Source organism: Aeromonas veronii, from assembly GCF_040215105.1.
In the GTDB taxonomy this organism is placed as follows: Bacteria; Pseudomonadota; Gammaproteobacteria; order Enterobacterales; family Aeromonadaceae; genus Aeromonas; species Aeromonas veronii_G.
Genome location: NZ_CP157875.1, coordinates 2952160 through 2966815, shown reverse-complemented (window position 1 = coordinate 2966815; position 14656 = coordinate 2952160). Strand labels below are relative to the sequence as shown.

The window sequence follows — 14656 nt, the reverse complement described above, 5'->3', positions numbered from 1 at the left end:
ATCTGGCCGGCAGTTATGGGGTCAAACCATGACAAATTTATGACAGCCGGCGCTATTCGGTGAGGTCTTGATCGATATCGACCACCAGATCATCGGAAAGGGACTCCAGCGCACTGATGAGGGCATCCAGTTCGAGCTGGGGGGGCAGGGCCACCAGGGCATGGGCGTAGAAAAGCGGAGCGCCGGAGTGGGGGGCCGGTTCACAACCGGTGGTGAGGTCCGCCACGTTGATATTGAGCTGACGCAAGATGCTGGCGACCTCGTGGACGATGCCGGCCCTGTCGTTGCCGGTCACGCTCAGCATCACCTGGCGGGCGGGTTCCGGGCTGAGCTGACCTTCGGCGAAGCTGACGGTGAGGCCAGGCAGCATCACCAGCGCCTCGCACAGGCTGCGATAGTGCTCATCGGGGACGCTGACGTGCAAGATGCCGGCAAATTGTCCGGCCAGCTCGCTCATGGAACTGGCCAGCCAGTTCCCTTGCTCATGGCTGATGGTATTGGCCAGGCTCTCGACGATACCCGGCTTGTCAGCCCCGATGACGGTGACGACCAATTGCTTTTGCATCCTGCTCTCCTTTGAATGAGTTCCACCAGCATTGTGCCTGCTGTGGCAGGTCATATGAAGCCCCGCCGTGCGTAAAACCCATGAAAAACCCCGATCCCCGAGCTCGCCCTTCTGCGGGCGATGCGCGCCCTCTTGCCCCTGTGGTAAAGTGGCGCTCCTTCTCTCTCATTGTGTGAATTGGACAGTACCCTCATGAATACCCTTGTCGTATCGGGATTGGTGTTATTGGTGCTCCTGCTGCTGGCGATCTTCTGGTCCCGTGGCAAGCAGGGCAAGACGTTGCCCTATGATCTGCAGGAAACTCTGTTCAGCCCGGCGGAGCGCTCCTTCCTTGGGGTGCTGAGCCTTGCTGTGGGTGACAAGGCGCGGGTCTTCGCCAAGGTGCGGGTGGCGGACGTGCTGACGCCCGAGGCGCGCATGGGCAAGAGCAAGTGGCAACAAGCGTTCAACAAGATCAGCGCCAAGCATTTTGACTACCTGCTCTGCCACCCGGGGGATCTCTCCTTCCTCTGCGCGGTCGAGCTCGATGACAGCTCCCATCGCCACCAGAAGCGCAAGGCCCGGGATCAATTCCTGAAAGAGGCCTGCGACAGCGCCGGCCTGCCGCTGCTGCAGATCCCTGCCAGCAGCCACTATCAGGTGGAGGATCTGCGTGAACAGCTGCTGCCGCTGCTTGCCAGGACGACGGCCCCTGCCGAGGATCTGCTGCCCGGTGAGCGGCGCGAGCCGACCTTCAATCCGCTGCAACTGGATGGGGTGGATCTGAGCGAGAGCCATCACGGACACAAATCGGTCAGCCCGCAGCCCGGGATCGCCACTGTGACGCCGGAGAAAGGGATGCCGGAACCCGAGCTGCTGGACAACCTGTTCAGCGACCTGGAGGAGGAGGAAGAGCGTCCCCAGGCGCAGCCCCACTGCCCGCGCTGCGACGCCCTGCTGGTGGAGCGGGAGGCCAAGAAGGGCCCCCATGCCGGCCGCCTGTTCCTCGCCTGCAGCCGCTTCCCGCAATGTCGCTACGCCGCTCCCCGGGAGCAGATGCATCACTGACATCCCAGAGGGTCCCTTGTGGACCCTTCTTTTTTGATAGTCCCCTGTCATCTTCTATTCTTACCCCGCTGGCAAGATGCCCGTACCGTGATCCCGTCCACAGAGAGGCGGGCAAGACGCGACAATTTTTGACAATCCGCCAGAATTTTGGCACCTTGTGCGGCATTGACACTATGGGCGGCGCATGGACACGCTCATATAAAATACTTAAAAAACAATAAGATATTTTAGAGGCTTCGACAGGATGGATATGATGGCGATGGGGGTATTGATTGTCGATGCCGATGAACAGCGGCGTTTGCAACTGGGTACTGTGCTCTCCTTCATGGGGATCCCGTGGCAGGAAGTGGAAGAAGGCGATCTCGACATGGCGGTGGAGTCCTCGGGGCCCCTGCAAGGGATCCTGACGGGCGAGCTGCTTGAGCGCCCCCTCATCGAGCTGCTCGGGGCCTTCCCCCGCATTCCCTTTCTCTCTCTGCAGCAGGCGGATCACCCCAATAGCAACTTCATCGGTGGCAGCGACGAGCCCTTCACCTATGAGTCCCTGACCCGCCATCTGCACTTCTGTCAGGCCTTCCTCTCCCTCCATCCTCGCCAGCAACTGCACGACAAGGGCCAGGCCCTGCTGCGCCTGCTGGTGGGCAAAGGCAGGGGCATTCAGGAGGTGCGCCGCCTCATCGGGCAGGTAGCGGAAACCGACGCCAACGTGCTGATCCTGGGTGAATCCGGTACCGGCAAGGAGGTGGTGGCTCGCGCCATCCACGAACTCTCTGCCCGCAGCACTGGCCCCTTCGTGCCCATCAACTGCGGCGCCATCCCGGCAGAACTGCTGGAGAGCGAGCTGTTTGGTCATGAGAAGGGGGCCTTCACCGGCGCCATCGCCGCCCGTCGCGGCCGCTTCGAACTGGCCCAGGGCGGCACCCTCTTCCTCGACGAGATCGGCGACATGCCGCTGCCCATGCAAGTCAAGCTGCTGCGGGTGCTGCAGGAGCGCCAGTTTGATCGGGTCGGTGGCGGCAAGCCGGTGCAGGCGGACGTGCGCGTCATCGCCGCCACCCACCGGGATCTGGAGACGATGATCCGCACCCAGGTGTTCCGGGAAGATCTCTATTACCGCCTCAACGTCTTCCCCATCGAGACGCCCCCCCTGCGCGAGCGCTCCGACGACATTCCCCTGCTGCTGCAGGAGCTGCTCAATCGCCACGCGGAGCAGCACAAGGGCATCATTCGCCTGACCCAGCGCGCCATGGAGTCCCTGATGCAGTACTCCTGGCCGGGTAATGTGCGCGAGCTTTCGAACCTCATCGAGCGCTTGCTCATCCTCTATCCGAACCAGATCGTGGATGTGGCGGATTTGCCCGGCCGCTATCGTCTGCTCCCCTGCGAGCCGAGAGACGAGCGTCTTACCGAGATGGACGAGCGGGATGCCCTGGCCGCCGTGTTCCAGAGCACCCCCGAGCTGGACGCCCCGGCTGCCGTGGCGCTGCCCATGCAGCTGCCTCAGGAGGGGGTCAACCTCAAGGAGATGCTGGCGGATCTCGAGGTGGAGTTGATCCGTCAGGCCCTGGAGTCCCAGGACGGGGTGGTGGCCCGCGCCGCCGACCTGCTCAGCATGCGCCGCACCACCCTGGTGGAGAAGATGAAGAAATACGGCATGAGCAAGGAAGCCTGAGGTCAAGGCTTTGACGCCAGGCTTCAACCAATTGATATTTATGGAGTATTTTACTGGCATGGAAATTGAATAGGCTTACCCCAAACCCAGTTTGAGGTCAGGTTTATGACAATGCTCCAGCAGGACAATCCGCTCCAGTCTCACGAGGTGAGCCAGCTCTACGCCATCTTCCAGGCACTGCCGACCGGCGTGTTGCTGCTGGATGGGGAGGGCTGCATCACCCGCGCCAACCCGGCCGCCTTGGCCCTGCTGGGGGAGCCGCTGGAGGGACAGCCCTGGCGCGAGATCATCGCCCGCAGCTTCCATCCCCGTGAAGACGATGGACACGAGATCTCCCTGCGGGACGGTCGCCGGGTCCAGCTCTCGACCCAGCCGCTGGCGGATCAACCGGGCCAGCTGGTGTTCATCACGGATCTCACCGAGACCCGTCAGTTGCAGGACAGGGTCAACCACATGAAGCGGCTGTCGGCCCTCGGCAACATGGCCGCCACCCTGGCCCACCAGATCCGCACCCCCCTCTCCGCCGCCATGCTCTATGCGGCCAACCTCGCGAACCGCACCCTCAAGCCCGAATCCCGCAGCCAGTTCCAGCAAAAGCTGATGGCGCGGCTGCAGGATCTGGAAAAGCAGATCAACGACATCCTGCTGTTCGCCCGCAACGGCGACAACCAGGTGGTCGCGCCGGTTTCGGTACAGGGGTTGCTGGCCGAGGTGCAGGCGGGGGCCGAGGCCTTCTGCCAGCAGCAGGGCTGCACCCTGCACATGGAGGCGCCGGAGCCTGATCTCTGCCTGCTGGCCAATAACAGCGCTCTGGCCGGCGCCATCAACAACCTGATCGCCAACGCCCAGCAGGCGGGAGCGACCTCCCTGCTGGTGAGTGCGGTGCGCAGCGGTGCCCGGGTGGAACTGCGTATCCTCGACAACGGCAAGGGGATGCCCGCCAAGCTGCTTGGCCAGATCTTCGAGCCCTTCTTCACCACCCGCTCCCAGGGCACCGGCCTTGGTCTGGCGGTGGTGCAATCCGTGGTGCGGGCTCATCAGGGGGAGGTCAGCGTCGCCTCCGTGCCCGGTGAGGGCACCTGCTTTACCCTCTCATTCCCGCTGCATCAAGCGGTGGTGCGCCTTGGAGGTGTGGCATGACCCAGGCCCGCATTTTGGTTGTGGAAGATGACAGCGGCCTGCGCGAGGCCCTGGTGGATACCCTGCTGCTTGGCGGTTACGAGTGCCGTGAGGCCGACAGCGGCGAGCGGGCCCTGCTGGCCCTCTCTCGCCAGAGCTTTGACATGGTGATCTCGGATATCCAGATGGGGGGCATGGATGGCCTGACCCTGCTGGCCAACATTCGCCAGCAATATCCCCAGGTACCTGTGCTGCTGATGACCGCCTACGCCAACATCGACGGCGCCGTGCGTGCCATGCGGGAGGGGGCCATCGACTATCTCGCCAAGCCTTTCTCCCCCGAGGTGCTGCTCAATCAGGTGAGCCGCTACGTGCCGCCCCAGAAGATCGAGAAACGGGCCGTGGTCCATGGGGATCCCAAGACCGCCGAGCTGTTCCAGCTGGCGACCCGGGTGGCGCGCAGCGAGGCCACCGTCATGGTGACGGGCCCAAGCGGTACCGGCAAGGAGGTGCTGGCCCGCTATATCCACGACAACTCCAGCCGTGCCGAGCAGACCTTCATCGCCATCAACTGCGCCGCCATTCCGGAGAACATGCTGGAGGCGACCCTGTTTGGTTACGAGAAGGGGGCCTTCACCGGTGCCGTCCAGGGCTGTCCCGGCAAGTTTGAACAGGCCCAGGGCGGGACTCTGCTGCTCGACGAGATCACCGAGATGGATCTCGGCCTGCAGGCCAAGCTGCTGCGGGTGTTGCAGGAGAAAGAGGTGGAGCGGCTCGGCAGCCGCAAGATGATCCCGCTGGACGTGCGGGTCATCGCCACCAGCAACCGGGATCTCAAGAAGGCGGTGCAGGATGGGCTGTTTCGCGAGGATCTCTACTACCGTCTCAACGTCTTTCCCCTGCGCTGGACCGCGCTCTGGGAGCGGCCCGGCGACATCCTTCCCCTGGCCGAGCACCTGCTGGCACTGCACGCCAGCCAGATGGGGCTGCCCGCCCCACGGCTCAAGGAGAGCGCCAAGTCCCGGCTGCTGGCCCATGGCTGGCCCGGCAACGTGCGCGAGCTCGACAACGTGGTGCAGCGCGCCCTGATCCTGAGCCCGGACGGGGTGATCGGGGAGGCTGAGCTGCTGCTCGAAGAGAGCGACGAGGAGATGAGCGAGGGGCTGGTACGCCCGCTGGAGCGGCCGGCCGCGAGCGAGGGGCTCGGTAGCGAGTTGAAATTGCAGGAGCACCAGATCATTCTCGATACCCTGCAGGAGTGCAACGGCAGCCGCAAGGCGGTGGCCGACAGGCTCGGTATCAGCCCGCGCACCCTGCGCTACAAGCTGGCACAGATGCGGGACGCGGGCATCGAGCTACCCGCCTGACGGCCTGCGCCGTGGCCTTGGAGGCCCGGCTCGATTATCATGGGGGCCTGATGTTCCGTATCCGGGCTCACGGCGCCATGGCTGGCGCGGGCCCCTGTTAGGAGACCCCCATGATCTCTCATCGAAAACTGGAATCCCTGCTCAACCACCTGCTCGAACCCCACGCCATCAAGGATTACTGCCCCAACGGCCTGCAGGTGGAGGGGCGTGAGCGCATCCGCAAGGTGGTGACCGGCGTCACCGCCAGCCAGGCTCTGCTCGATGCGGCGGTGGCGGCCAATGCCGACGCCATCCTGGTTCATCACGGCTACTTCTGGAGTGGCGAACCGGCTCAGGTCACCGGTATGAAGCAGCGCCGCCTCAAGACATTGTTGACCCACGACATCAACCTGTTCGCCTATCACCTGCCGCTCGATGTGCACCCCGAGGTGGGCAACAACGCCCAGCTCGCCAAGCTGCTCGGCATCAAGGTGCGCCGCGGCCTCGAACCCTGGAACAGCAAGAGCGTGGCCATGGTGGGCAAGCTGGAGGAGCCCATGAGTGGCTCCGATTTTGCAGCGCTCATCGCCGAGCGGCTCGGCCGCACGCCGCTTCATTGCGGCGACAGCGGCCCCGAGCTTATCCGTTCCGTGGCCTGGTGCACCGGCGGCGGCCAGAGCTACATCAGCCAGGCGGCGGAGCAGGGCATCGATGCCTTCATCTCGGGGGAGGCCTCGGAGCAGACCATCCACACCGCCCGCGAGATGGGCATGCACTTCTATGCCGCCGGCCATCACGCCACCGAGCGCTACGGCGTCAAGGCGCTGGGGGAGTGGCTCGCCACCGTGCATGGGCTGGATGTGACCTTTATCGACATCGATAATCCGGTCTAGGGGCGGCAGCGTATCGCACTGCCTGATGTCATCGTGGTGGATGACCACGCTGAGATATTGGGTTTTGATTTGCGAAAGTGCTGATAATTGTGTGTTTTAAGAAATAAAAAGGAGGCCGTCGGCCTCCTTTTTTCATCTGTCAGAACGGGGTCGGCTTACTCGCTGGCATAACCCGCCGGGCCGAGCGCCGCATCATCCAGGAAGGCAGTCCCTTCCTGCATCCGCAGGCGGCCTTCACAGAACCACTGCACCACCAGGGGATAGATGCTGTGCTCCTGGGCCTGCACCCGGGCTGCCACCTCATCGGCCTCATCCCCTTCGAAGATGGGGACACGGGCCTGCAGGATGACGGGGCCGCCGTCGAGCTCCTCGGTGACGAAGTGGACGCTGGCACCGTGTTCCTCGTCACCGGCATCGATGGCGCGCTGATGGGTGTGCAGCCCCTGATACTTCGGCAGCAGGGAGGGGTGGATGTTGATCATCTTCCCGGCGAAGTGGCGCACCAGATCGCCGCTCAGGATCCGCATAAAGCCCGCCAATACCACCAGATCCGGCTGATAGCCCGCCATCAGCCCCTGCAGGGCGAGATCGTAATCCTCCCGGCAGGCAAACTGCTGCTGGGCCAGCACGCTGGTGGCCACCCCGGCCTGCTCGGCGCGCACCAACCCATAGGCATCGGCCTTGTTGCTGATGACACCGACCACCTGGCCCGCAATCTTGCCGCTGGCGCAATGATCCAGAATGGTTTGCAGGTTGCTGCCGCTGCCGGAGATCAGCACCAGGATGCGTTTCATCGGGGAGGCCATTTGGCCGTGGCTCTGGTCACTCATTGAATGATGACCTGCTCCTCACCCTCGGCCGCCTTGGCAATATGGCCGATGTGCCAGGCATTCTCACCCTCGGCCTTGAGCAGGGTCAGGGCTTTCTCCAGCTGATCCGCCGGCAGGGCGATGATCATGCCGACGCCGCAGTTGAAGGTGCGATACATCTCGTGGCGGGTGACGTTGCCAGCCTGCTGCAGCCAGCTGAACACCGCCGGCCACTGCCAGCTCTGCTCGTCGATCACCGCCTGGGTGCCAGCGGGCAATACGCGGGGGATGTTCTCCCAGAAACCACCGCCGGTGATGTGGGAGAGGGCGTGAATTTCGCACTCCTTGATGAGCTTGAGCACGGGTTTCACGTAGATACGGGTCGGCTCCAGCAGGGCGTTGGCCAGGGTGGTATCAGCCAGCGGCTGATGCACGTCGGCCTTGGAGACTTCCAGGATCTTGCGGATGAGGGAGAAGCCGTTGGAGTGGGGGCCGCTTGCGGCCAGGGCGATCAGGGCATCCCCATCACCGACCTTGCTGCCGTCGATGATCTCGCTTTTTTCCACCACGCCGACGCAGAAACCGGCGATGTCGTAGTCTTCCCCTTCGTACATGCCCGGCATCTCGGCGGTCTCACCGCCCACCAGGGCACAGCCTGACTGCTCGCAACCGGTGCCAATGCCGGTCACCACGGCGGCGGCGGTGTCCACGTCCAGCTTGCCGGTGGCGTAGTAGTCGAGGAAGAAGAGGGGTTCGGCGCCTTGTACGATCAGGTCATTGACGCACATGGCCACCAGATCGATGCCCACGGTGTCATGCTTCTTCAGATCGATGGCGAGACGCAGCTTGGTGCCCACCCCGTCGGTGCCCGAGACCAGCACCGGCTCCTTGTAGCCAGCAGGGATCTGACACAGGGCTCCAAAGCCGCCAAGACCACCAAGGACTTCAGGACGACGAGTGCGCTTTGACACGCCCTTGATACGTTCAACCAGTGCATTGCCGGCATCGATATCTACGCCAGCATCCTTGTAGCTCAGTGAGGTTTTGTCAGTCACGCGTATTCCCCGTCATATAAACAAGTGGAGGGTAAAATTCGGGGCGTATTCTACCAGCGGCGGGGTAAAAGCAGAAAGGAAATCGTTTGCGCGTTTTTGCGTGGAAAAGCTCTACAAGCGGCGGCTTTTGTTGTATGATTCCGCGATTTTTTTGCGGCAGTTAGAGGAGATAATAATGAAAGTCGTTGAAGTCAAACACCCCCTGGTCAAGCACAAGATCGGTCTGATGCGTGAAGGCGATATCAGCACCAAGCGTTTCCGTGAACTGGCCAAAGAAGTGGGCAGTTTGTTGACCTACGAAGCGACCTCTGACTTCGAAACGGAGAAGGTTACCATCGATGGCTGGAACGGGCCAGTAGAAGTTGACCAGATCAAGGGCAAGAAGGTCACCGTCGTGCCCATCCTGCGCGCCGGTCTTGGCATGATGGACGGTGTGCTCGAGCACATGCCGAGTGCCCGTGTCAGCGTGGTCGGTATCTACCGCGACGAAGAGACTCTGCAGCCGGTCCCCTATTTCGAGAAGATCGTCAGCAACATCGAGGAGCGTCTGGCCCTGGTCATCGACCCCATGCTGGCCACCGGCGGCTCCATGATCGCCACCATCGATCTGCTCAAGAAGAAGGGCTGCCAGTCCATCAAGGTGCTGGTGCTGGTTGCCGCCCCGGAAGGCATCAAGGCGCTGGAAGCCGCCCACTCGGACGTGGAGCTCTATTGCGCCTCCATCGATCAGGGGCTGAACGAGAAGGGCTATATCGTGCCCGGTCTCGGCGATGCCGGTGACAAGATATTCGGTACCAAGTAAGTCCTGATTGTCTCTCCGTGAAGCCGGCCTCGTGCCGGCTTCACGCTTTTTGGCGTTGTACCGGCCGCTTGCCTTGCTGATAAAGCGGCCTTGCCGCTACCATAAGCACCATCTCCCATTTCGAGAATCTTCTTTATGCTGAAACGCTTAGCAACATTTCTCTGCTGTTGTCTGCCCTTGGTGGTGTCGGCCGCCCAGGTGAGCGATCTCTATCAGGGCAAGGCGCCGACCAGTGGTGATACGGCTGCCGCCCAGTCCCAGGCATTGGGGGAGGTGCTCATCAAGGTGAGTGGCAAGCGCGACATCCTGACCCAGCCCGAGGTGGTCAAGGCGCTGGCGGCCCCCGCCGACTATGTGCAGCAATATGGCTATCAGGATGTGGGGCCGGTCAAGTTTCTCAAGGCCGACTTCAACGTCGCCAAGGTCAACGCCCTGATCGGCCAGAGCAAGTTTGCCCTGCTCGGACCTGCACGCCCGCAGATGGCCATCTGGTTGGTGGTGGATCAGGGGGAGCGCCGCATCCTGGCGGATCAGTCCAGCGATGGCTGGGCGGCGGCATTGCGGGCCCAGACCCAGGCCATGGGACTGCCGGTGAGCATTCCTCTGATGGATTTGGATGACAACATGGCGGTCAACGCCACCGATGTGTGGGGACGCTTTGCCGATCCCATCCTGGCCGCCAGCCAGCGCTACGGCGCCGAGATGGTGGTGCTCGGCAAGCTGTCGCCTGATGACAAGGAAGAGGGCAAGTGGAGCATCGACTGGGGGCTCTACGGCACCAAGCCGGGCGCCCAGGGCGGTGAGCTGACCGAGCTGACCAAAGGGTCGGGTTCCGGTACCCAGGCCGAGGTGGCACAAGGCTTCGCCGATGCCCTGGCCGGCTGGCTGGTACAGAGCTATGGCACGCGCATCTCGGGCGTGGTCTCCAGCCAGACGCTGGTGGTGGAAGGCTTGTCCGGCATCGATGGCATGATCCAGATGCAGAAGATGCTGCAAGGCATGGCCACGGTCACCAAGGTGGCGATCGGCAAGCTGGAAGGGGACAAGGTCACCTTCAACCTCACGCTGCAAGGGGACAAGGCCGAGCTGGTGCGCGGGTTGCAACTGGAGAGCCGGCTGCATCAGGTGGAAGACAACGAGCAGGGTCTGCGCTATCAGTGGTCCCAGCCCTGATCCTGTTTGAGGATCTGGCGTCCCGCCATGGGGACAAGATGCGCCACTCATGGTCGCACCCTGGATCCTTGTTGAGGATCCACACCGCCCGGCCTGGCCCGGGCGGTTCTCTATCCGCCACTGCAATGATACACTTGGGCACAAATATCACAGTCAAAGCCCAACGAGTGAAGCAACCGGCCCAACTGTCTTTAGCCGTACAATTACCGGATGATGAAACCTTCGTCAGTTTTTATCCCGGCAATAACGCCCATCTGATCACCGCCCTCAAGAATGCGGCCATTGGTCAGGGCTCACCTTTCCTCTATTTCTGGGGAGCCAAGGGCTCCGGGCGCTCCCACCTGCTCCATGCCACCTGTGCCGAAGTCAACGCCAGGGATGCCGCTGCCGCTTACCTCTCCCTCGATCAGTTCGAACAGCTGGATCCCAGCATGCTCGACGCCCTCGAGAGCCTGCCCCTGGTCTGCCTCGACAGCCTGGAGGCCATCGCCGGCAATGCGCTCTGGGAGCGCGCCCTGTTTGATTTCTACAACCGCTGGAAAGAGAAGGGAGAGGGAACCCTGGTGGTGACGGGCTGCAGCGCGCCGCGTAAATTGGGGCTGCAACTGCCGGATCTCGCCTCCCGTCTCGACTGGGGGGTGAGTTTCCATCTGGACGAGCTTGATGACGAAGGCAAGCTCAGCGCCCTGCAACTGCGCGCCGAACTGCGGGGCTTCAAGCTCCCCATCGACGTGGGGCGCTTCCTGCTCAACCGGCTGTCGCGCGACATGCGCACCCTGCTCACGACCTTGAATCAGCTCGACAATGCCTCCTTTCGTGCCAAGCGCAAGCTGACTATTCCCTTTGTCAAAGAGATCCTCGAGCTCTGAGAACCTGTTCACACTCTTACTGCGAGGCCGTGATCAAGGCTCATGTGCTGCTCGGAAGCCTCATGTGTGTTTACACACTCCGGTTCCTGCGCTGCTCTTCGCCTTGCTGACAACCTCTCGTCACAGAGCGTGAACCGGTTCTAAGGCTCTGTTCCCTCTCCCTCCGGGAGAGGGGCCTTTCAAAAAGAAACCCCGGCTCCAGGCCGGGGTTTTTTATTGCTATCCGTAAGTTATCAGTGGAACTGATCTTCTTCGGTGGAGCCGGTCAGGGCGGTCACCGAGGACTGGCCGCCCTGGATGACGGTGGTCACCTTGTCGAAGTAACCGGTTCCCACTTCCTGCTGGTGCGCCACGAAGGTGTAGCCCCGCTCGGCGGCGGCAAACTCGGGCTGCTGCACCATCTCGACGTAGTGCTTCATCCCTTCGCCACGGGCGTACTGGTAGGCTAGCTCGTACATGTGGAACCACATGTTGTGGATACCCGCGAGGGTGATGAACTGGTACTTGTAGCCCATGTCGGAGAGCTCCTGCTGGAAGCGGGCGATGGTGGCATCGTCCAGGTTCTTCTTCCAGTTGAAGCTTGGGGAGCAGTTGTAGGCCAGGATCTTGTCCGGGTACTGTGCCTTGATGGTCTCGGCAAACTTGCGCGCCTCGTCCAGGTCCGGCTTGGCGGTTTCACACCACACCATGTCGGCGTAGGGGGCGTAGGCCAGGCCGCGGGAGATGGCCTGCTCGATGCCGGCCTGCACCTTGTAGAAGCCCTCAGCGGTACGCTCACCGGTCAGGAAACCTGCATCGTACGGATCTGCATCCGTGGTCAGCAGATCCGCTGCGTTGGCGTCGGTGCGGGCGATCACCAGGGTGGTGGTGCCGCAGACGTCGGCCGCCAGACGGGCCGCGATGAGCTTTTGCACAGCTTCCTGGCTCGGTACCAGCACCTTGCCGCCCATGTGGCCGCACTTCTTGACGGAGGCCAGCTGATCTTCGAAGTGCACGCCGGCGGCGCCCGCTTCGATCATCCCCTTCATCAGTTCAAACGCGTTCAGCACGCCGCCGAAACCGGCTTCGGCATCCGCCACGATGGGCAGGAAGTAGTCGATGAAGCCCTTGTCCTGTGGACCCACCTTGTTGGCCCACTGGATCTGGTCGGCGCGAGCGAAGGAGTTGTTGATGCGCTCCACCACGGACGGCACCGAGTTGGCCGGATAGAGGGACTGATCCGGATACATGGTGGAAGAGAGGTTGTTGTCCGCCGCCACCTGCCAGCCGGAGAGGTAAATCGCCTCGATGCCCGCCTTGGCCTGTTGCACCGCCTGGCCGCCGGTCAGGGCGCCGAGGCAGTTGACATAGCCCTTCTTGGCGCCGCCGTGGATCAGTTCCCACAGCTTGTCGGCACCGCGCTGGGCCAGGGTGTGCACCGGCTGCAAGCTGCCGCGCAGATTCACCACGTCTTCGGCGCTGTAGCCGCGTTTGATCCCTTTCCAGCGGGGGTTCTCTGCCCAGTCTTTCTCGATAGCCTGGATCTGTTGCTCACGGGTCAGTGCCATATCAGTTCCCTCTTTCATTGATTTCACGTGTCCATTGACTTGTTATTGGTCCGCCCCGCGAGGGGCTCAGTTTCAGAGCCGCTCGTAACCGGGCAGCGTCAGAAAATCGATCAGGGTATCGGCGCAGGTGATCTGCTCCATCAGCTCGCTCGCCTCGGCAAAGCGGCCGGCCTGCCAGCGGGTTTCGCCCACTTCGCCTTTGACCACCTCCAGCTCCTCGGCCAGCATCTGGCGGAACAGATCCTTGGTCACCACCTGGCCGTTTGACAGACTCTTGCCGTGGCGGATCCACTGCCAGATGGAGGTGCGAGAGATCTCGGCGGTAGCCGCATCTTCCATCAGGCCGTAGATGGGCACACAGCCGTTGCCGTTGATCCAGGCTTCCAGATATTGCAGGGCGACCCGGATGTTGGTGCGCATGCCCGCCTCGGTACGCTCGCCCTCACAGGGCGCCAGCAGCTCACTGGCGGTGATGGGGGCATCCTGCTCGCGCAGCACGGTCAACTGGTTGGGCGATCCGGCCGGGATGGCGGCGTTGAACACGGCCATGGCGGTATCAGCGAGGCCGGGGTGAGCCACCCAGGTACCGTCGTGGCCGTTGCTGGCCTCGCGCTCCTTGTCCGCCTTCACCTTGGCAAACACCTCGGCATTCACCGCCGGATCCTTGGCCGGAATGAAGGCCGCCATGCCGCCCATGGCCAGGGCACCGCGCTTGTGACAGGTCTTGATCAGCAGGCGGGAGTAAGCCGACAGGAAGGGCTGGTCCATGGTGACCACCTGGCGGTCGGGCAGGACGCGGTCGGGGTGGTTCTTGAGCGTCTTGATGTAGCTGAAGATGTAGTCCCAGCGGCCGCAGTTGAGCGCGACGATGTGATCCTTCATCTGATAGAGCAGCTCATCCATCTCGAACACCGCCGGCAGGGTTTCGATGAGCACGGTGGCCTTGATGGTGCCGCGGGGCAGACCGAATCTGTCTTCGGTCCAGGCGAATACCTCGCTCCACCAGCGACCTTCCAGGTGGCTCTGGAGTTTCGGCAGGTAGAAGTAGGGGCCCGAGCCCTTGGCCAGCAGCGCCTTGTGGTTGTGCAGGAAGTAGAGGGCGAAGTCGAACAGGCCGCCGGGAATGGGCGCACCGTCGAAGGTGACGTGCTTCTCCGGCAGGTGCAGGCCGCGCACCCGGCAGATGAGCAGGGCGGGATCTGCCTTGAGGGCATAGGATTTCCCTTCCGGACTCTGGTAGGCGATGGTGCCATTGACCGCATCGCGCAGGTTGATCTGACCCTCGATCACCTTATTCCAGGCCGGCGCCAATGAGTCCTCGAAATCCGCCATGAACACCTTCACGTTGGCGTTGAGGGCGTTGATCACCATCTTGCGCTCCACCGGACCGGTGATTTCCACCCGGCGGTCCTGCAGATCGGCGGGGATGCCACGCACTGTCCAGTCTCCCTCGCGGATATGGGCCGTCTCTGGCAGGAAATCGGGTAATTCACCGCCGTCGATGCGCGCCTGGCGGGCCACGCGCTGCTTGAGCAGTTCATTGCGCTGGGGGGCGAAGCGCTCCACCAGTTCGGATACCAGGGCCACCGCATCCGGCGTCAGGATTTGCGCGTACTCGGGAAGCATTTCGCCTTGCATACGCAGACGGGTGCTGCTGATGGTCTGGGCCGGTGCCGACATAGGGTTCACTCCTTTGAAAGTTACATTTTGAACTTATTAACTACGACTAACGTCGATCCCTGTTTTTCTTAAAGGCCCT

Annotated in this window: 13 protein-coding genes; 8 read left to right on the top strand and 5 right to left on the bottom strand. The window is 62.5% G+C overall.

What is annotated here, in order from left to right; all coding sequences use genetic code 11:
• Positions 1 to 52: 52 nt before the first annotated feature.
• On the bottom strand, positions 53 to 565 hold the full coding sequence (locus tag ABNP46_RS13630; RefSeq protein ID WP_349918476.1) for a glycine cleavage system protein R: 513 nt from the start codon (positions 563 to 565) through the stop codon (positions 53 to 55).
• A gap of 192 nt (positions 566 to 757) precedes the next feature.
• Between ABNP46_RS13630 and ABNP46_RS13625 the strand changes: the two genes are divergently transcribed.
• The 5 genes from ABNP46_RS13625 to ABNP46_RS13605 all read left to right on the top strand — a co-directional run bounded on the left by ABNP46_RS13625 (position 758) and on the right by ABNP46_RS13605 (position 6642).
• Positions 758 to 1612 carry a DUF2726 domain-containing protein gene (locus ABNP46_RS13625; RefSeq protein WP_349918475.1) on the top strand — a complete coding sequence of 285 codons (855 nt, stop codon included), beginning with the start codon at positions 758 to 760 and terminating at the stop codon, positions 1610 to 1612.
• A 250-nt stretch (positions 1613 to 1862) separates the two neighbouring features.
• On the top strand, positions 1863 to 3284 hold the full coding sequence (locus ABNP46_RS13620; RefSeq protein ID WP_349922489.1) for a sigma-54 dependent transcriptional regulator: 1422 nt from the start codon (positions 1863 to 1865) through the stop codon (positions 3282 to 3284).
• Between the two features lie 105 nt (positions 3285 to 3389).
• Positions 3390 to 4424, top strand: a complete 1035-nt coding sequence (locus ABNP46_RS13615) for a sensor histidine kinase (RefSeq protein WP_349918474.1) — start codon at positions 3390 to 3392, stop codon at positions 4422 to 4424.
• On the top strand, positions 4421 to 5770 hold the full coding sequence (locus ABNP46_RS13610; RefSeq protein ID WP_349918473.1) for a sigma-54-dependent transcriptional regulator: 1350 nt from the start codon (positions 4421 to 4423) through the stop codon (positions 5768 to 5770). Before ABNP46_RS13615 ends, ABNP46_RS13610 begins: the two co-directional genes overlap by 4 nt.
• A 110-nt stretch (positions 5771 to 5880) precedes the next feature.
• On the top strand, positions 5881 to 6642 hold the full coding sequence (locus ABNP46_RS13605; RefSeq protein WP_349918472.1) for a Nif3-like dinuclear metal center hexameric protein: 762 nt from the start codon (positions 5881 to 5883) through the stop codon (positions 6640 to 6642).
• A gap of 155 nt (positions 6643 to 6797) precedes the next feature.
• Here ABNP46_RS13605 and purN read toward each other — a convergent pair whose 3' ends face one another.
• Entirely contained in the window at positions 6798 to 7436 is a 639-nt protein-coding gene (purN, locus tag ABNP46_RS13600) for a phosphoribosylglycinamide formyltransferase (protein ID WP_349918471.1), read from the bottom strand.
• 32 nt (positions 7437 to 7468) lie between these two features.
• Positions 7469 to 8506, bottom strand: coding sequence for a phosphoribosylformylglycinamidine cyclo-ligase (purM, locus tag ABNP46_RS13595; protein ID WP_349918470.1), 1038 nt, complete (start codon positions 8504 to 8506; stop codon positions 7469 to 7471).
• 175 nt (positions 8507 to 8681) lie between these two features.
• Here purM and upp point away from each other — a divergent pair, with 175 nt between their 5' ends.
• The 3 genes from upp to hda all read left to right on the top strand — a co-directional run bounded on the left by upp (position 8682) and on the right by hda (position 11350).
• Positions 8682 to 9308, top strand: a complete 627-nt coding sequence (upp, locus tag ABNP46_RS13590; RefSeq protein WP_349918469.1) for a uracil phosphoribosyltransferase — start codon at positions 8682 to 8684, stop codon at positions 9306 to 9308.
• Positions 9309 to 9443: 135 nt separating this feature from the next.
• Positions 9444 to 10481: a DUF2066 domain-containing protein gene (locus tag ABNP46_RS13585; RefSeq protein ID WP_349918468.1), complete on the top strand. Its 1038-nt coding sequence runs from the start codon at positions 9444 to 9446 to the stop codon at positions 10479 to 10481.
• A gap of 167 nt (positions 10482 to 10648) precedes the next feature.
• Entirely contained in the window at positions 10649 to 11350 is a 702-nt protein-coding gene (gene hda / locus ABNP46_RS13580) for a DnaA inactivator Hda (RefSeq protein ID WP_010633474.1), read from the top strand.
• Between the two features lie 233 nt (positions 11351 to 11583).
• On the opposite strand, the gene aceA is transcribed toward hda, so the two are convergent.
• A complete protein-coding gene (aceA, locus tag ABNP46_RS13575) occupies positions 11584 to 12897 on the bottom strand; it encodes an isocitrate lyase (RefSeq protein WP_349918467.1) in 1314 nt (437 codons plus the stop codon).
• 72 nt (positions 12898 to 12969) lie between these two features.
• Positions 12970 to 14577 (bottom strand): malate synthase A, encoded by a 1608-nt coding sequence (gene aceB / locus ABNP46_RS13570; protein WP_349918466.1) that lies wholly within the window; start codon positions 14575 to 14577, stop codon positions 12970 to 12972.
• Positions 14578 to 14656: the final 79 nt, after the last annotated feature.